The organism is Streptomyces fuscichromogenes (assembly GCF_014645815.1).
Classification (GTDB): domain Bacteria; phylum Actinomycetota; class Actinomycetes; order Streptomycetales; family Streptomycetaceae; genus Streptomyces; species Streptomyces fuscichromogenes.
The window spans coordinates 58,790-75,284 of record NZ_BMML01000034.1 but is presented as its reverse complement, the minus strand read 5'-3'; the positions used below and the strand labels follow the sequence as shown (position 1 = coordinate 75,284).

Sequence of the window (16,495 nt, the reverse complement as noted above, 5' to 3'; positions counted from 1 at the left end):
CCGAGCCGCTGAGGAGGACTTGATGACGACGCCGGACCTGCTGTCCGACCTGGCCGACCTGGCCCATCTGCAGGTCGACTACAGCGACCCCGACGACCCCGTGCTCATCCGCCCGGACGGATCCCCGATCGACACCTGGCGGGAGAACTACCCGTACGCGTCCCGTATGGAGCGCAAGGAGTACGAGTGGCACAAGCGGCTCCAGCAGATCGAACTGCTGAAGCTGCAGACCTGGATCAAGGAGACGGGACGCCGGATCGTCATCGTCTTCGAGGGCCGGGACGCGGCCGGCAAGGGCGGCACCATCAAGCGCTTCACGGAGCACCTGAACCCCCGTGGCGCGCGGGTGGTGGCCCTGGAGAAGCCCACGGAACGCGAGAGCGGCCAGTGGTACTTCCAGCGCTATGTCGAACACCTGCCGACCGCCGGTGAGATCGTGATGTTCGACCGCTCCTGGTACAACCGGGCCGGCGTCGAGCGGGTCATGGGCTTCTGCTCGGACGACCAGTACCGGCGCTTCATGCGCCAGGCGCCGCTGTTCGAGCGGATGCTGGTGGACGACGGGGTGGACCTGGTGAAGTTCTGGTTCTCGGTCTCGCAGAGCGAGCAGCGGACCCGCTTCACCATCCGCCAGGTCGACCCGGTACGGCAGTGGAAGCTCAGCCCGATGGACCTGGCCTCGCTGGACCGCTGGGACGACTACACGGCCGCGAAGGTCGCGATGTTCCGCGAGACGGACACCGAGTACGCGCCCTGGACCGTGGTGAAGAGCAACGACAAGAAGCGGGCCCGGGTCGAGGCCATGCGCAGCGTGCTGGCCCGCTTCGACTACGCGGACAAGGACGAGGAGGTCGTCGGCAGCCCGGACCCGCGGGTCGTGGGCGCGGCGGCCGGCCTGCTGGAGGCCGGCGAGGACGACCACGCCGATCACTGACCGCTCCGCTGGAACGGCCGTGCCGCACCGCCCTGCGCCCGCGGCACCGTCGTGGCCGGTCGCGCCCACGTGGCGGAGCCGCAGGTTGACACAGCCCCGCGCCCCTCAGGGGCGCGGGGAAACCGCGCCGAGTTGGCGCGAAATCGGCCCGACACGGCCGACGGGCTCGCCGATGATGGACTCCATGATCCGGATTGCGTCCGTGAACGGTCCGGCCGAGAACCGCGTGACCGGGCGGGCGGCGCGGGTGTGAGCGGTCGCGAGGTCTCCCCGGTCTCGTCCTCCCCCTCCGCCGTCATCGCGAGGGCGGCGCTGCCGCTGTACGTGTCCATCCTCGCCGCGTCGGCGGCCTCGCTCGTCGACACGGCGCTGCTGGGCCGCCACGCCACCGTCGCACTGGCCGCGTTCGCCGTCACGGTGGCCGTCTTCAGCCCGGCCACGGCCGCGGTGGCGGGTGCGCTGCGCGGGGTGATGCCGTTCGTCGCACCGCACCGGGACGACCCCGGGGAGCTGCTGCCTCTGGTGCGCGGCGGGATGTGGCTGGCGTTCGCGTCCGGCGGGGTGTGCGCGGCGGCGGTGGCGGCGGTACCGCTGCTGGGCGGCGCGTTCGGGGTCCGGCCCGAGGTCCTCGACGCGCTCGGCGCGTTCCCTTGGCTGCTGGCGGGCGCGGTGCTGCTGATCGCGGTCGGCTCGTCGGCGACGTCCGTACTGGTCGCCCTCGGCCAGTCGGCCCAGGTGATGCGGTCCGGGCTGGTGGGGACCGCGGTCTCCGTGACGCTGTCGGTGCTGCTCGTCGGCGGGCCGGGACCGCTGCCCAGCCGCGGTCTGACCGGCGCCGGCCTGGCCGTGCTGGCCGCCGCCCTGGTCGGCGCCGTCCTCAACCAGCGCGCGCTGCGCCGCCGTACCGTGCTGGCCGGTCGGAGCATCCGCCCCGGCCGGCCGGATCCGCGGCTGATCCTGCGGCTGGCCCGGGTGGGGATCCCGCTCGGCGCGACCGTGCTGGTGAAGTTCTCGGTGCTCGGGGTGCTGACGCTCGCCGCCGCGCGGCTCGGCACGGACAGCGCCGCCGTGCACGGGGTCTCCGAGGCCCTGGTGAACCTGGTCTTCACCGCGGCGGTCGCGGTCGGCCAGGCCACGGTCCCGCTGGTCGCCGGGTACGCCGTGACCGGGGACGTCGGCCGGGTCCGCGCCGGTGTGTGGGCCGGGATGCGGGTGGCGCTGTCCGCGGTCGGCGCGCTCGGGGCCGTACTGCTGGTGTTCCGGAGCCCGGTGCTGCATCTGTTCACCGGGACCCCGGCCGTGGCGGACCAGGTGAACCGGCTGCTGCCGCTGGTCCTGGCCGTGGTGGTCACCGACGCCCTTCAGGCGGTCGCGGGCTTCGGGCTCGTCGGGCTCAAGCGTGCCGGGCCGAGTCTGGTGTCGACGGCGGTGTGGTTCGGGATCCTGGCCGCGATGTCCGTCCCGGTCGCCGACGCGGCCGGACTGCCCGGCCTGTGGACCGCCCTGGCGGTGGCCAACCTGCTCCAGGCCGTCACCAAGACGATCTCCTTCCACCGTCGTACCGGCCGCCTCACCCCGGCCGCAGCGACCCCGCAGGAAGGGGTGCGACCGGACCGTCGTCGCCCCACCGGGGAAAAGGCCGCGCCCGCCCCTTCGGAGCACCGTGAGCGGTGATTCGTCGGGGCGGGCGCGGTCGAAAAAGGCCTCGGCAACCTGTGCGGGTGCGGGTCAGGCCTTCTTGGTCTCCTAGCAACGGGCTGGGTCGGTGACCTGCGGGGATATCTCCTGTGGGGCGCTGACCCGGCCTTTTGGTGATTGGTGGCGATGGGGTGCGACGGTCTTAAGTGGGTGTCTTGCCGACTGTAGTGGGTGTCTTGCCGACTGTGTGCGGACTGCTCTGGTCACGATCGGCTCATCGCCAGGTGATGGCTGATGGGTGGCGATCCATGACCGGCCGACCCGCGAAGCACTCTTGCCGGTAGAGTCTCGCCCGGCTGCGACTGGCGAGGGTGGACAACCACCGGGGAGCGGCCGTTCTTCCGCGTGAGCGTCGACCGCCTGGGCGCCTCCGTCAGTGATTTTCCGCTGAGGAGGCCATGACGTGGATCTGCGTTACGGAATGAACCCGCAGCAGCAGGCAGCGGATGTCGCGCCGGTGCGACCGGGCCGATGGCCGGTTCGGGTGGTGCAGGGAAGCCCGTCGTACATCAACATGCTGGACGCGCTCAACAGTTGGCAGCTGGTGCGGGAGGTGAGCCGGTCCCTGAACCGACCGGCGGCTGCTTCTTTCAAGCATGTCTCACCTGCCGGCGCTGCCGTGGCCGGGCCTGTCGATGACGTGACGGCGGAGCTCTACGGTGTTCACCAGGACGAAGTCGGCGCCCTGACCAGTGCGTATCTGCGCGCTCGTGATGCCGACCCGAAGTGCGCCTACGGGGACTTCGCCGCTGTCTCGCACCCGGTCGACGCGGAACTCGCCGAGTTGTTGACCCGCGTGGTCTGCGACGGAATCATCGCGCCGGGCTATGCGCCGGGCACCGTTGGGACGCTCGGCAAGAAGAACGGCCGTTTCCTTGTCATGGAAGCGGACCCGGCTTTTGTGCCGCCGGAGCGTGAGACGCGCGACAACTTCGGCCTGCGCTTGGCCCAGCAACGGGACGAGGTGCCGCTTGCGGCCGCGCTGTTGGAGAACGTCGTATGCGGCGCGCTGCCCACGACGGCTGCCGACGATCTCCTGCTTGACCTGGTGGTGCTGCGCTACACCCAATCCAACTCGGTGTGCTGCCTGCGTGACGGGGTGACGCTGGGCATCGGGGCCGGACAGCAGTCTCGCGTCGACTGCACGCGACTCGCCGGTGCGAAGGCCGACACCTGGTGGTTGCGGCGCCATCCGGCAGTTCGCGCGCTGGCCTTCCGGTCGGACGTCCGACGCCAGGACCGGATCAACTGGCAGATTCGCTTCATCGAGGGTGACCTCACGCCGGACGAGAGCACCCGCCTCTCCCGTGCGCTGTCACAGCCGAGTGAAGAGCTGACCGGCGGCTTGCGTGCCGACTGGACGGCCCGTCTGAAGGGCGTCGCGTTCGTCTCTGACGGGGCTTTGCCGTTCCGCGACAACGTCGACCATGCACACCGGCACGGTGTTGGCTACGTCGCCGAGCCGGGCGGATCGATCCGTTCCGCTGAGGTCGAAGACGCCTGCCGTGAGCATCAGATCGTCCTCGCACGCACCGGCCTCAGATTGTTCCACCACTGAGGCACCGCGGCCCGCGACGACTCTCGCAGGGCGCTGCGTCAGGAATGCGCAGTCCACAGGGATTCCGAGCGGGCGACTTCCCCCGGCCCGCAGTCGGCTGGAAGGCACCAGAGCTGCTCGCCGTCCTGGAGCCGCCGGTGTCGCCGATGTCTATTTCCCATTCCTTGCCAGCCCGAGGCTGAAGTCCTCATCGACCAGAAAGCGCAGCCGCATGCTCGCCCTTCACGACCTGTTGTCCGCCAACCCCTACCCTGGCCGCGGCGTCCTGTGTGCCCGCACCCACTTTGGAGCCGTGCTGGGCGGTTACTTCCTCACGGGCCGCAGCCCGGCATCGCGCGACCGTGCTCTGAGCCTGAACGACGGTGAGCTCGTGGTCGGCCCCCTCACCCCTGGGGATCACGATCCACTGCGCCACTATGCCGCCGCCACGGCCACCAGGGACTGGCTGGTTCTGGGCAACGGCGAGCAGGTGTCCCAGGCCGCGGACCGACTCCGCGCGGGAGCCTCGCCCACCGACGCGCTCAGCGGCTTCGAGTACGAACCGGACCCGCCGATCCGGACGTCCCGACTCACCGCGCTGATCAGCCGCGACGGCGGACGCACCATCGTTTTCGGAGCCGCTCGGCCCAGTCGCGCCGCACGCCTGACCAGCAACGTGATGACCCTCGCCGTGCAGGATCTGGAGCCAGGCGAGGCGGTCCTGCTGACCACCTACGACTCCGATGGTGAACAGGTCTCGGTCGCTGCTCCCTTCGCTGAGGCCAGTGTCAGCGCCAGGAGCGGCGAGGACCTGTTGGACGAGATCTGGCGCGCGCTCGGTGATCGGTTCCGGATCGCTGCCGCCGTCGTTGATCCTGCCCAGGGACCGAAGTCCGCGATCCAGCGATCCGCTTGAGCCGTGGCCCTCGCAGCACGCGCCTGGTGCCCGACAAGCTGCCTGGGCACGACGGCGTCACTGTCGTCGATCATGCGCAGGGGTGTGTCGGCATGGAGGGTGGACCCCTTGGGCCTGGTTCCGTGCCGCAAGCTTGTGTCGTGGAGGGGCGGGATGCCTGGAAGACTGGATGCCTGTGACACATTCTGATCTTGCTCGCCGCATCCGTGCCGTCTCTCACCTGGAAGGCCACTTCACGCTTCGGTCCGGGCGTGCCGCCGCGGAGTACTTCGATAAGTACCGGTTCGAAGGCGATCCCGTTCTGCTGGACGAGATTGCCCAGCGGATGGCGCCGCTGGTGCCGTCCGGCACGGAGGTGCTGGCCGGCTTGGAGATGGGCGGCATCCCGGTCGTGACCGCGCTAGGCCGACACACGGGCTTGCCCTGCGCATTCGTGCGTAAGCAAGCCAAGCCGTATGGCACCTGCCGTCTCGCCGAGGGCGCCGAGGTGGAGGGCCGGCGAGTGCTGGTGGTTGAGGACGTGGTCACCAGTGGTGGACAGATCGTGCTGTCGACCGCGGACTTGCGTGGCCTGGGCGCGCAGGTTCACGAGGCTTTGTGTGTGATTGACCGTGAGCAGGGCGGCGCGGATGCCCTCGCGGCCGAGGGTATCCGTCTCGTGTCGTTGCTGACAGCCGGGGATCTGCGGGCTGCTGCTTGATCAACAGAGCTGGTCGTCAGCCCATGGCGTGTGTTGTCGGCGACGGCTGATCCAACAACATCCCCCAAAGTCGCTGACGCTCCCAGGTTCGGTCAGTCACGCAGTGGCTCGTGCCTCGGACCGTGGTCGAGGAGTTCGATCTGGATCGCGAGGGCGCCCAGGGCTTCCTTTTCGGGCGGGTAGATGGTCTGGATGTTGGCCAGCTGCTGATCGCGGGGAGCGGCCGGGTTTACGTTGGCGGGTCCCTCGCCGTCGAGAAGTGACTCGAAGTTGGGGTATTCGGTGACGCGCTTGACCTTGACCTCGCAGGTCTCGTCGGTGCCCTTGATGCGGAAGCGGATGACATCGCCCGCGGTGAGGTCGGCGAGGTGCGGGTACTTCACCCGCACCTCGATGGTCTTGGCGCCCGCGGCGATGAGGTCGAAGTACTGGCGGTAGAGGTTGAGTTCGCGGACGCGGGCGGTGGTGTCGGTCATGGGGTGGGAACGCTCCTGGTGGCTGGCGCGGTCATCAGGCGGCCGATCTCGGCGGCCGAGTACGAGCGGAAGAAGTGGCGGGGGTCGGACAGCAACGTATCGGTCATGGCCAGCAGTTGCTCGGTGTACTCCGCGACGGTGCCGGGCCACCGTCGGGTGTCGAGCATCCAATCGTCTGCACCCTTGGGCAAGGGAGCGTGGCCCTCACGGATCAGCGACTTGGACAGCTTGGCGCCGGTGTCGGTGACGACCTGCGGGCAGAACAGGCGGGCGGGGAGCTGGGCGCGGGTGAGACCGACGGCTTGGAGGGCTTCGTCGACCAGGTGCGAGCCGAAGACCCAGTCGCCGCCCTTGACCATGACGTGGAGCGTGCCGTGAGGGTTGGACAGGGAGAGCTCCTTGACCGCGTTGCGGTACAGGGTGGCCAGGTCCAGGTAGGCGCCTGCGGTTGGGGTGATGGTCGCCTGGTAGGGGCCGTGATGGAGGCATACGGCAGCGACTTGCGCGGTCTCCGGGTCGGTGAGGTGGACGCGGGTGCGTTCGGAGTGTTTCTCGGCCCAGCCGCAACCGGGGTGCGGGCAGGGGATGCGCAAGTGTGGGGTGCCGGTGGAGGGGGCGAGCCACCAGCGGGCGGCGTCGAGGCGGGGCAGAAGGCGGAGCCAGGTATGGCGGAAGTGCTCGCCGGCCTGCTGCTGGCTGTAGGTCTCGACCCGGTGGGGGATGCCCAGGCGCCGGGACAGCGCGGTGAACAGGGGATGGTAGAGGGCGGTGACCAGGTCGGTCAGGGCCTGGTCACCGAGGGCTTGAGCGTAGGCGCGCTGGTAGCGGTGGCCGCTGACCGGGTCGGTGGTCAGCTCGTAGGGAGCGTTGTCGAGGGCGTTGAAGAGGACCTCGGTGGGGATGCCGAAGCGGTCGCGCAGGCGGGCGGCCATGGCGAAGGCGAGGGACTGGACGAGCGAGGTGCCGATGTGTGGGGCGCCGTTGATCTGGGTGCCGACGGTCAGCACGATCCGTTCGGGTGGGGTGGCCAGGATGCGCGGGGTCAGGACGTCCTCGGAGTGGTGGAGGGCGTTGGCCAGGACAGTGTTCGGTGAGACAGGGTGGGGCGTCACGGGATGTCCCCCTGGGGTGGGTTGGGGTTCACTCGGATCGGGTGTGGCCGAAGAGGAGGCGTTGGCGGAGCGTGGCGCGGTCCAGGTAGGCGTCGATCTCTGCTGGTGTGGCACTGCGGGAGAGCGGGTCGAGGCCCAGGACGAGGGCTACCGGGCTTCCTTGGGCGAGTAGCAGGGTCCAGGCGCGGCCTGCGGGGATGCGCTTGCGATACGGGGTGCCGTCGAAGCGCAGGGCCACCTCGGTCGGGCTGAGTAGGCGCAGACGTGGCCCGATGTCCGGCGGGGGAACGGTGGCCCGGCCGAGGCGCAGAGTTTCACCGACTGCACGCATGCGCTGTTCGATGACGGTCGGCGTCTCGTGGACGCTGCGGGGAGGTTGGGGCACCAACAGGAGGCAGCACAACGCAGCGTCGGTTGGGGTGGCGTGGTGGTGGCCAGGGAGGCGATCAGACCGGCGGACGGCATGAAGGAATCGGCGCGGGCGGGCGTCAGCATGCAGGCACCACCCCGTGATGGAAGGCTGCCCAGACGCATTTGCCGGGGCCCTGGCGTTCCTCCACGCCCCAGTGATCGGCGATGGCGGATACGAGCAGCAGGCCGCGGCCGTCGGCGGCTGTCTCCCGGGCCTCCCGCTTTTCCGGTCTGGCGTTGCCGCCGTCGTGCACTTCGATGCGCAGCACGGTGGCGTGCAGTTCGACGCGTACGAGGACCTGACCGCCCGCAGGGGCTCCGTGCAGGACGGCGTTAGCGGCCAGTTCGGAGGTGCACAGCCGGATGTCGTCGAGGCGTTCCGTTCGGCCCCACTGGGTAAGGGTCTCGGCAACGAAGGAGCGGGCGGCGCTTGGGGTAGTCCGGCGCCGGTCGAAGAGCTTCGTTTCGTGCTCGACGGCGCCGTCGAGGGCTTGGTCCGGTGCGAGGGTGTCCGGCTCGTCGGGCAGTGTGCTGGGCATGGCCAACAGCCAACCGCTGTCGCTCGTTTGGGTCGGGAGCCAGCGTGGGGGCCATGCAGGGGGCCACTATGGGTGCCAGAGTTCGCATGCTCCGGGGAGAGGGGATGGGTGACACGGGGATCGGCGCGTTGCTCATTCGGCTGCGCACCGCGCGCGGTTGGACCCAGCAGCGGGTGGCCGACGAGTACAACGCCCTGGAGGGGCGTGCTGCCAAGACCGGTAAGGAGAGCGGGCGTTACGAGCGCGAGGTGCGTATCCCGGTTCCGTACACCCGCATGTACCTGGCGCAGGTGTTCGGCGTCGATGTGGCGGTGCTCGACCGGGCTGTCGCGGTCAGCAAGAGCCTCGTGGGGGAAGAGCACAGCGCGGCAGGGGCCTTGCAGGAGCGGTCACTGAGGCCCGCCGCGCCTTCACGCTCCGGGGTGGGTGCCGTATCGGCCGACGCAGTGATGTCGGCCGACTTCGCCCGGTTCATCGCACAACGCAACGCCGACGAGTTCGTCGTCGAACAGTTGGAGGCCGATGTCGCCCGGCTCGCCCGCGCCTATGTCAGCCATCCGCTGCTGGAGCTGTACGTCGAGATCAAGCGGCTGCGGGACGGGGCGTTCGAGTTGCTGCGCGGGCGCCAGCATCCCCGGCAGACCGCTGACCTGTACGTCGCGGCCTCACGGCTGTGCGGCCTGTCCGCCCACGTCTGCTTGGACCTGGGCGACTACGACTCGGCTGCCACGCACGCCCGTACTGCTCGGGCGGGTGCCGAGGCGGTCGGGCACGAAGGGATGCTGGCCTGGGTGAGAGCCGTCGAGTCCCTGATCGCCTACTGGACCGGGCGGTACGAGCAGGCGGCGCGGCTGGCACAGGCCGGCCGCCATCATCGGGCGCACGGCAGCATCGGAGCCCGGCTGGCCAGTCTGGAGGCGCGGGCGTTGGCCATAGTCGGTGACCGGGCGGGTGCGGTGGCTGCTCTGGCGGACGCTGACCGCTCACGCGAGGCGATGGCCGGCCACGACGACGTACCGGGGATCTTCGCCTTCCCGACCGCCAAGCAGTTCGCCTACGCCGGGACGACCAACCTGGCCGTGGGCGGGCGGGATCACGTCCAGCAGGCCATCGTCAGCGCGGACACCGCGATCCGGCTCTACCGCAGCGCCGATGACGACGACCAGTCGGTCGGGGACTTGTTCGCCGCGCATGTCGATCTCGCCCGTGGCCATCTGCTCCTGGGCGACTTGGACGGCACCGAGGCGATGCTCGGATTCGTTCTCGAATCCCCGCCCGAGCGTATGTCGGCCAGCATCGTGCGCCGGCTCACCGCTCTGGGTCGGGAGCTGAGCGGGCCGCAGTACGGTGGAGCCGTGCAGGCTGCACACCTTCGCGAACGACTCCAGCACACGGCCGTCCTCGCGGCCTCACCCGCCGCCCACCCACCGGAGCTGCCGACGTGACCGAACTGTCCGCCGCACACGACGCCGCCGTCACCGACCGGGACCGCCTTGCTGGGAGTGCCTACAGGAGTGACCGGGACCTGGCCGCCCGCCAGTCGCTCTACCAGTGGCAGACGCCCCGTTACGACCTGCCAGGCATCGTCGCCGAGCAGCTGAGCGGCGTACGCGGGCACGTGGTCGATGTCGGCTGTGGCAATGGCAAGTTCATCCAGCGGCTCCGCGATGACCGGCCCGATCTGGCCCTGCTCGGCCTGGACATCGCTCCAGGCATCCTCGTCGGCGTGCCCGGACCTGTCGCCGTGGCGGACGCCACCCGCCTGCCGCTGGCAACGGCGAGCGTCGACGCCGCCCTGGCGCTGCACATGCTCTACCACGTCCCCGACATCCCTCAGGCCGTGCGGGATCTGTCCCGCGTCCTCGTCCGTGACGGGCTGGTGATCGCCTCCACCAACAGCGACCAGGACAAGGCCGAACTCGACGACCTGTGGCAGCGGGCGGCGGGCGACGTCCTCGGTACCGGACGCGGCCCGGCCCGCATCTCGCTCAGCGCCCGCTTCTCCTTGGAGAAGGCCCCGGCCTTCCTGGGGGAGGAGTTCGGCCGCGTGGAGACGATCGAACTGCCCGGCACCATCACGGTCCACGACCCCGAGCCCGTCATCGCGCACATGGCCTCCTACCGGGCGTGGGCGGACCAGCACGACGTGCCCTTCGAGGCCACGATCGAGCGGGCCCGCGCGATCCTCGTCGATCACATCGCCCGACACGGGGCCTTCGAGGTCACGTGCCTGGGGGGCATCCTCGTCTGCCGTCGTTGAGAGCCGACTTGGCTATCGCCGTCGGCCGCGCTCCGTAGACCGTTCGCCCGCTGACGTGGACGTGGACGTGGACGTGGACGTGGACGTGGACGTGGACGTGGACGTGGGCTGTGGTGCGGGCGTCACGGGTGCGGTGATGCGGGTGCTCCGCGTGCGAGCTGCTTCGGCTCGCCTCTTCGGCTGCACGGTGATGCGCCAGTTGAGGACCTCGGCGGGGCGCTCGGCACTGTCGAGTTCTCGCCGCGAGGTGACTTCAGCCAAGAGGTGTCGGGGGTTGTGGCCGGCAGTCTCGGCACGGGCAAGGGTCGTGGTCAGGGCCGGCCAGGCGGGATCGGCGCGGACGCGGTCGGCGTGGTCGGGGAAGACTGCGCGCAGATCCTGCTCGAAGCGGCCGGCGGTTGTGGCGCGCGGTGCGCGACGGGCGAGATCCGCCAAGATCGGCTGGGCGGCCTGCTGGTAACCGGAGTGCAGGTGGCGGAGGGCTTCCTCGGCCGCAGCGGCCTGCTGCTCGTGGCCGCACTGCTCAGGCCACTTGGCGGCCGTGCGCGCCACGTGAAGCGCGGCGAAGATCAGGGCGATGGCGAGTCCGCCCGGATCGTGCGGGGCGTAGGCGAGTTCCTTGGCGGCTTCCCGCAGGGCGGTGACTGCCTGGTGGTCAGCCCGGATCGCCGAGCGGCGTGCGCGGTTGAACCCCCTTGCTGTTGCTTGCAGTTCGGCCCGGTGCCCGCCCTTGGCGGTGAGGGCCAGGTTGTGGACGGCGTCGCCGAAGGCATCCAGATGCCCCTGGACCACGGCGTCGTCGCCCGAGTCGAGGACTGCCTGGGCGTCGCAGATGGCGGTCTCGGCGCGGTGCCACGGTTCGGCCGGGTCCGCCACCTGCTGAGGGCGATCGGCCAGATCCTGGGTGGGAAGGCGTTCGCAGAGGCGGTTGTAGGACAGGTCGGGGGCGAGCTTCGAGCCGCCGTACCAGACCGGCTCGCCTTGGGCGGAGCCGTCGCATCACCCTCCCGCCCATGCCGGATGAGGAGGTCACCCCGCCCACGGTGGCCCAAGTCGAGGCCACGGACCGTGCGATGCCGCCGTACATCCGCGCGGTCATCGTGACGCTCGCCGGATCAGGCTTGCGAATAGGCGAGTTGCTCGGCCTCAAGGTCTCGGACGTCGACTTCAAGGCGGGCGCCATCCGCGTCGAGCGCCAGCGCCTCCAGTCCGGGACGATCGGCCCGCCGAAGACCGCCAAGTCCCGGCGCACCGTCCCGGTCGGCGAAGTCGTCACCGATGCGCTCCTCACGCACCTCGCCGCACGCCCCTCCAAGGAGTGGCTGTTCACGATGGAGGAGGGCGAGCCGCTCAACTACCGTCGCTGGAAGACGGAGTGGAACTGCGCCCGCAGGACGCTTCAAGCGGCGGAGAACGAGGCGGCCGAGCGCGAGGGCCGTAAGCCCGTCGAACTGCCGCACATGGTGACCCACGACCTGCGCCACTTCTACGCCTCCGCCCTCATCGCCGGCGGAGCCATCGTCAAGCAGGTCCAGCTGGTCCTCGGCCACGCGTCCGCCGTCATCACGCTGCGGATCTACGCGCACCTCTGGCCGGACGAAGAAGACCGCACCCGGACCGTCATGGACGCCGTTCTCGGCGGCCTGCGGACCGGGTGCGGACAGGTAGGCGATGCGACCCGCGTAATCGCAGGTCAGACGGCCTAGCCATAGATCAAGCCTTCTTGGTCTCCCAGAAGATCTTGTCGATCTCGGCGATGAGTTCCAGGGCCTTCTCGCCGGTCTTCGGGTCCGTGGACGCCTTGGCGGCGGACAGGGCCTTCAGGGTGTCGTTCACCAGCACGTGCAGCTGGGGGTACTTCTCGAAGTGCGGGGGCTTGAAGTAGTCGCTCCACAGCACCGAGACGTGGTGCTTGGCGAGCTCGGCACGCTGCTCCTTGATGACGGTGGCGCGCGCCTGGAAGTGCGGGTCGTCGTTGGCGGCCATCTTCTCCTGCACGGCCTTCACCGACTCCGCCTCGATGCGGGCCTGGGCCGGGTCGTACACACCGCAGGGCAGGTCGCAGTGCGCGCTGACCTTGACCTTGGGGGCAAACAGGCGGGAAAGCATGGAGCATTCCTTCCTCGTGATCGTCTTCTCAGGTGGGACATTACTCCCTGGGAAGCGTGATTTCGCGAGTGCCCCCATGGGCTTAGGACAAAAGTCCAGGGTCAGACTGAGACTGGTGGAGGAACGGACCGGGGAGGTGCCGGGGATGCCGGAGCTGTCGCAGGAGACCGAGCGGGGGAGGGGTGCCGCGCTCTTCGGGCTGGCCGAGGTGACCGGCCCGTCCATGGTGCCCACGCTCTATCAGGGGGATCGGCTCCTGGTGCGGTACGGGGCGCGGGTGCGGGCCGGTGACGTCGTCGTCCTGCGCCACCCCTTCCAGCAGGACCTGCTGGTCGTCAAGCGGGCCGTGGAGCCGCGCGAGGGCGGCTGGTGGGTGCTCGGGGACAACGCGTACGCGGGCGGGGACAGTACGGATTACGGGACCGTGCCGGAAGAGCTGATCCTCGGGCGGGCGCTGTTCCGCTGGCGGCCGCGCCGGGCGGATCAGCGTTCGCCGCTGGCGCTGGTGTGCTGGGCGGTCTCGGCCGCCAGGCCGATGCTGCCCTCGGATCGTCCGGGCCGTTCCGCCTCCAGGCGTTTGCGGGCCCGGTAGGCGGCCACGTTGGCGCGGGTCGCGCAGCGGTCCGAGCAGTAGCGCCGGGAGCGGTTGGTCGAGGTGTCGAGGTAGGCGTTGCGGCACGGCGCCGCCTCGCACAGGCCGAGGCGGTCGACGCCGTACTCGGTGAGGTGGAAGGCCAGGCCCATCGCCGCGATCGCCGTGTAGCCGGCGGTGGCGTTGGAGGGGTGGTCGGCCAGGTGCATGTGCCACAGCGGGCGGCCGTCCTCGTCCCGGACGTCGTGCCCGGAGATCTGCGGGCTGACCGGGAACTCCAGGAGGAGCGAGTTCAGCAGGTCCACGGCGAGGGTCTCCTCGCCCTTGTCGGCCGCCTCGAAGACCGCGCGCAGCCGGGCCCGGACCGAGCGGAAGCGGGTGAGGTCGGCGTCGGTGGCTCGCCGGGCGGCCTGTTGGTTGCCGGCGAAGAGATCACGGACGGCCTCGACCGAGGTCAGGGAGTCCTTGCCCCGGGCCGGTTCCTCGCTGTTGACGAGCCGGACGGCATAGTCCGAGTAATAGGCCAGTTCCACTTGTAGTCCTTACGCGGGCGCTCTATGGTCGGTGCTGCGGTCGGGTAACAGCCGGTTGTGCTTCCAGGGTATTACGGGACTTGTGCGGTGGAGGGTAGCGATGACGGACGCGCCGATGACCACGACATCCACGACCGGGGCCGACTGGGGCGCCTGGCAGGAGAGCTGGGACCGGCAGCAGGAGTGGTACATGCCGGACCGCGAGGAACGGTTCCGGATCATGCTCGACATGGTGGAGGCGCTCGCCGGGACGGCACCCCGGGTGCTCGACCTCGCGTGCGGCACCGGCAGCATCACCGCCCGGCTGCTCGCCCGCCTCCCGGACGCGGTGAGCACCGGGGTCGACCTCGACCCGGCCCTGCTCGCCATCGCCGAGGGCACCTTCGCGGCCGACGACCGGGTCACGTTCGTCACCGCCGACCTCAGGGACCCGCAGTGGTCCACCAGGCTGCCGTACGACTCGTACGACGTGGTGCTGACCGCGACTGCCCTGCACTGGTTGCACAGCGAACCCCTCGCGGTCCTCTACGGCCAGGTCGCGGGGCTCGTCCGCGACGGCGGTCTCTTCATGAACGCGGACCACATGATCGACGACAGCACGCCCCGGATCAACGCGGCGGAGCGGGCGCAGCGGCATCTCCGCATGGATCAGGCCAAGGCGGCGGGGGCGCTGGACTGGGCCGAGTGGTGGCAGCTGGCGGCGCAGGACCCGGTGCTCGCCGGGCCGACGGCCCGCCGCTTCGAGATCTACGGCGAGCACGCGGACGGTGACATGCCCTCGGCGGCCTGGCACGCGCGCGTGCTGCGCGAGCAGGGGTTCGGGGAGGCGCGGCCGGTGTGGTGCTCGCCGTCGGACACGCTGCTGCTCGCCGTCAAGTAGGGCGCGGGCAGAGCGAAAGGGGCGGTACGAGGATGCTCGTACCGCCCCTTTCGCGCCGTACCGCTACAGCACCTTCGACAGGAACGACTTCGTCCGGTCGTGCTGGGGGTTGGTCAGGACGTCGCGCGGGTGGCCGGACTCGACCACCACGCCGTCGTCCATGAAGACCAGGCTGTCGCCGACCTCGCGTGCGAAGCCCATCTCGTGCGTGACGACGATCATCGTCATGCCGTCCTCGGCCAGGTCCCGCATCACGTCCAGGACCTCGCCGACCAGCTCGGGGTCGAGCGCGGAGGTCGGCTCGTCGAAGAGCATCAGCTTCGGCTGCATGGCGAGCGCGCGGGCGATCGCCACGCGCTGCTGCTGGCCGCCGGAGAGCTGCGACGGGTAGTGGCCGGCGCGGTCGCCGAGGCCGACCCGGTCCAGCAGGCGCTGCGCCCGCTCACGGGCGGTCGCCCTGGACTCGCGCTTGACCTGGATCGGCGCCTCCATGACGTTCTCCAGAGCCGTCATGTGGGGGAAGAGGTTGAAGCGCTGGAACACCATGCCGATGTCCCGCCGCTGCGCCGCGACCTCCTTCTCCTTCAGCTCGTAGAGCTTGTCGCCGTGCTGGCGGTAGCCGACCAGGTGACCGTCGACGTAGAGACGGCCGGCGCTGATCTTCTCCAGATGGTTGATGCACCTGAGGAACGTGGACTTGCCGGAACCGGACGGGCCGATCAGGCAGAACACCTCGCGCGGCAGCACCTCCAGGTCGATGCCCTTGAGGATGTGCGACAGCCCGAACGACTTGTGCACGCCCTCGGCCTTGACCATCGGGGCACCGCTGCTCGGCGGGGTGATGTCCTTCGCGAGAGAACTCATCGGGCCACCTCCGGGCGACGGAACGAACCCCACCGGGCCAGATTCTTCCGCAGCCGCTGCAGCGGGGTGGGCGGGAGGTTGCGCGAGGAGCCGCGGGCGTAACGGCGTTCGATGTAGTACTGCACGATGCTGAAGATCGTGGTGAGGAACAGGTACCAGATGCAGGCGACGAAGTACATCTCGACGACCGCCAGCGAGGTGCTGGAGATGTCGGTGGCCTTCTTGATCAGCTCGGGCAGCTGGACCGCGTAGGCCAGCGACGAGGTCTTCAGCATGTTGATGAACTCGTTGCCGGTCGGCGGGATGATGACCCGCATGGCCTGCGGGAGGATCACCCGGCGCAGCGTCTGGCCCTGGGTCATGCCCAGCGCGTGCGAGGCCTCGGTCTGCCCCTCGTCGACCGACTGGATGCCGGCGCGGACGATCTCCGACATGTACGCGGCCTCGTTCAGGCCGAGCCCCAGCAGGGCGGTGAGGACCGGCGTCATCACCTGGTTCATCTCGTCCTTGTAGAACCCCAGGTTCAGGATGGGGAAGACGAGCGCGATGTTGTACCAGAGCAGCAGCTGGACCAGGACCGGGGTACCGCGGAAGAACCAGATGTAGAACCAGGACACCGTGCTGGTCACCGGGTTCGACGACAGCCGCATCACGGCGAGGATCACGCCGAGGACGACGCCGAGCACCATGGCCAGCACCGAGATGTAGAGCGTGGTCCAGGCACCGGCGACGATGCCCTGGTCGAAGAGGTAGTCCGGGATGACGCTGTAGTTGATCTTCGCGTTGGAGAAGGCGATCCCGATCAGCACCACGAGGGCGACGACCACGACGCCGGACACCCAGCGCCCGTAGTGGCGCACCGGGATGGCCTTGATCTGCTCCGGCGGCACGGAGGGCGCCGGAGTCTTGTCGACCGTGTCAGTCACAGTGACGG

General features: G+C 69.7%; 17 protein-coding genes, 2 pseudogenes and 1 riboswitch. Of the genes and pseudogenes, 10 read left to right on the top strand and 9 right to left on the bottom strand.

The features are described 5' to 3' along the window. Window positions 1–22: 22 nt before the first annotated feature. The 5 genes from ppk2 (at window position 23) to pyrE (ending at window position 5,785) form a co-directional block, all read left to right on the top strand. Window positions 23–934 (top strand): polyphosphate kinase 2, encoded by a 912-nt coding sequence (ppk2, locus tag IEZ11_RS44325; RefSeq protein ID WP_189268759.1) that lies wholly within the window; start codon window positions 23–25, stop codon window positions 932–934. Window positions 935–1,183: 249 nt separating this feature from the next. Next, window positions 1,184–2,608 carry an MATE family efflux transporter gene (locus tag IEZ11_RS44320; RefSeq protein WP_229713748.1) on the top strand — a complete coding sequence of 475 codons (1,425 nt, stop codon included), beginning with the start codon at window positions 1,184–1,186 and terminating at the stop codon, window positions 2,606–2,608. A 312-nt stretch (window positions 2,609–2,920) separates the two neighbouring features. Continuing rightward, a riboswitch (ZMP/ZTP riboswitch) is annotated at window positions 2,921–3,005 on the top strand. A gap of 30 nt (window positions 3,006–3,035) precedes the next feature. Then, a complete protein-coding gene (locus IEZ11_RS44315; RefSeq protein ID WP_189268758.1) occupies window positions 3,036–4,190 on the top strand; it encodes a phosphoribosylaminoimidazolecarboxamide formyltransferase in 1,155 nt (384 codons plus the stop codon). Between the two features lie 211 nt (window positions 4,191–4,401). Beyond that, window positions 4,402–5,085: an IMP cyclohydrolase gene (locus IEZ11_RS44310; protein WP_189268757.1), complete on the top strand. Its 684-nt coding sequence runs from the start codon at window positions 4,402–4,404 to the stop codon at window positions 5,083–5,085. A 169-nt stretch (window positions 5,086–5,254) separates the two neighbouring features. Further along, complete coding sequence (pyrE, locus tag IEZ11_RS44305) at window positions 5,255–5,785, top strand: orotate phosphoribosyltransferase (RefSeq protein WP_229713747.1); 531 nt, start codon at window positions 5,255–5,257, stop codon at window positions 5,783–5,785. A gap of 92 nt (window positions 5,786–5,877) precedes the next feature. Here the strand turns inward: pyrE and IEZ11_RS44300 are convergent, their stop codons facing one another. From IEZ11_RS44300 to IEZ11_RS44285, 4 genes are all read right to left on the bottom strand, one after another. Continuing rightward, the gene (locus IEZ11_RS44300; protein ID WP_189268756.1) at window positions 5,878–6,261 is read right to left on the bottom strand and encodes an ASCH domain-containing protein; all 384 of its coding nucleotides are present in this window, start codon (window positions 6,259–6,261) and stop codon (window positions 5,878–5,880) included. Next, window positions 6,258–7,373, bottom strand: a complete 1,116-nt coding sequence (locus IEZ11_RS44295; RefSeq protein WP_189268755.1) for a hypothetical protein — start codon at window positions 7,371–7,373, stop codon at window positions 6,258–6,260. Before IEZ11_RS44295 ends, IEZ11_RS44300 begins: the two co-directional genes overlap by 4 nt. Window positions 7,374–7,401: 28 nt before the next feature. Continuing rightward, a complete protein-coding gene (locus IEZ11_RS51550) occupies window positions 7,402–7,704 on the bottom strand; it encodes a hypothetical protein (RefSeq protein ID WP_229713746.1) in 303 nt (100 codons plus the stop codon). A gap of 157 nt (window positions 7,705–7,861) precedes the next feature. After that, the gene (locus IEZ11_RS44285; RefSeq protein WP_189268754.1) at window positions 7,862–8,323 is read right to left on the bottom strand and encodes an ATP-binding protein; all 462 of its coding nucleotides are present in this window, start codon (window positions 8,321–8,323) and stop codon (window positions 7,862–7,864) included. 104 nt (window positions 8,324–8,427) lie between these two features. Between IEZ11_RS44285 and IEZ11_RS44280 the strand changes: the two genes are divergently transcribed. Together IEZ11_RS44280 and IEZ11_RS44275 are read left to right on the top strand one after the other, a co-directional pair. Beyond that, on the top strand, window positions 8,428–9,768 hold the full coding sequence (locus IEZ11_RS44280; protein ID WP_189268753.1) for an NsdA family TPR-like regulatory protein: 1,341 nt from the start codon (window positions 8,428–8,430) through the stop codon (window positions 9,766–9,768). Next, entirely contained in the window at window positions 9,765–10,583 is an 819-nt protein-coding gene (locus tag IEZ11_RS44275) for a class I SAM-dependent methyltransferase (RefSeq protein ID WP_189268752.1), read from the top strand. The genes IEZ11_RS44280 and IEZ11_RS44275 overlap by 4 nt, the downstream gene beginning before the upstream one ends. A 12-nt stretch (window positions 10,584–10,595) precedes the next feature. Here IEZ11_RS44275 and IEZ11_RS44270 read toward each other — a convergent pair. Continuing rightward, window positions 10,596–11,579 (bottom strand): annotated as a pseudogene (locus tag IEZ11_RS44270) (relaxase/mobilization nuclease domain-containing protein); the annotation flags it as partial. Between IEZ11_RS44270 and IEZ11_RS44265 the strand changes: the two are divergent. Next, window positions 11,576–12,289: pseudogene (locus IEZ11_RS44265) on the top strand (site-specific integrase); the annotation flags it as partial. The pseudogenes IEZ11_RS44270 and IEZ11_RS44265 overlap by 4 nt on opposite strands. 7 nt (window positions 12,290–12,296) lie before the next feature. Here IEZ11_RS44265 and sodN read toward each other — a convergent pair. Further along, window positions 12,297–12,692, bottom strand: coding sequence for a superoxide dismutase, Ni (gene sodN / locus IEZ11_RS44260; RefSeq protein ID WP_055634112.1), 396 nt, complete (start codon window positions 12,690–12,692; stop codon window positions 12,297–12,299). 145 nt (window positions 12,693–12,837) lie between these two features. Between sodN and sodX the strand changes: the two genes are divergently transcribed. After that, window positions 12,838–13,284, top strand: a complete 447-nt coding sequence (gene sodX / locus IEZ11_RS44255) for a nickel-type superoxide dismutase maturation protease (protein ID WP_189268780.1) — start codon at window positions 12,838–12,840, stop codon at window positions 13,282–13,284. Here sodX and IEZ11_RS44250 read toward each other — a convergent pair. Next, window positions 13,176–13,817 carry a CGNR zinc finger domain-containing protein gene (locus tag IEZ11_RS44250; protein ID WP_189268751.1) on the bottom strand — a complete coding sequence of 214 codons (642 nt, stop codon included), beginning with the start codon at window positions 13,815–13,817 and terminating at the stop codon, window positions 13,176–13,178. The two genes, sodX and IEZ11_RS44250, sit on opposite strands and share 109 nt — an antisense overlap. Before the next feature lie 115 nt (window positions 13,818–13,932). Here IEZ11_RS44250 and IEZ11_RS44245 point away from each other — a divergent pair, with 115 nt between their 5' ends. Next, window positions 13,933–14,697, top strand: a complete 765-nt coding sequence (locus tag IEZ11_RS44245) for a class I SAM-dependent methyltransferase (RefSeq protein ID WP_229713744.1) — start codon at window positions 13,933–13,935, stop codon at window positions 14,695–14,697. A gap of 63 nt (window positions 14,698–14,760) precedes the next feature. Here the strand turns inward: IEZ11_RS44245 and IEZ11_RS44240 are convergent, their stop codons facing one another. Together IEZ11_RS44240 and IEZ11_RS44235 are read right to left on the bottom strand one after the other, a co-directional pair. After that, window positions 14,761–15,561 (bottom strand): amino acid ABC transporter ATP-binding protein, encoded by an 801-nt coding sequence (locus tag IEZ11_RS44240; RefSeq protein WP_308426593.1) that lies wholly within the window; start codon window positions 15,559–15,561, stop codon window positions 14,761–14,763. Next, a complete protein-coding gene (locus IEZ11_RS44235) occupies window positions 15,558–16,487 on the bottom strand; it encodes an amino acid ABC transporter permease (protein WP_189268749.1) in 930 nt (309 codons plus the stop codon). Before IEZ11_RS44235 ends, IEZ11_RS44240 begins: the two co-directional genes overlap by 4 nt. Window positions 16,488–16,495 lie beyond the last annotated feature (8 nt).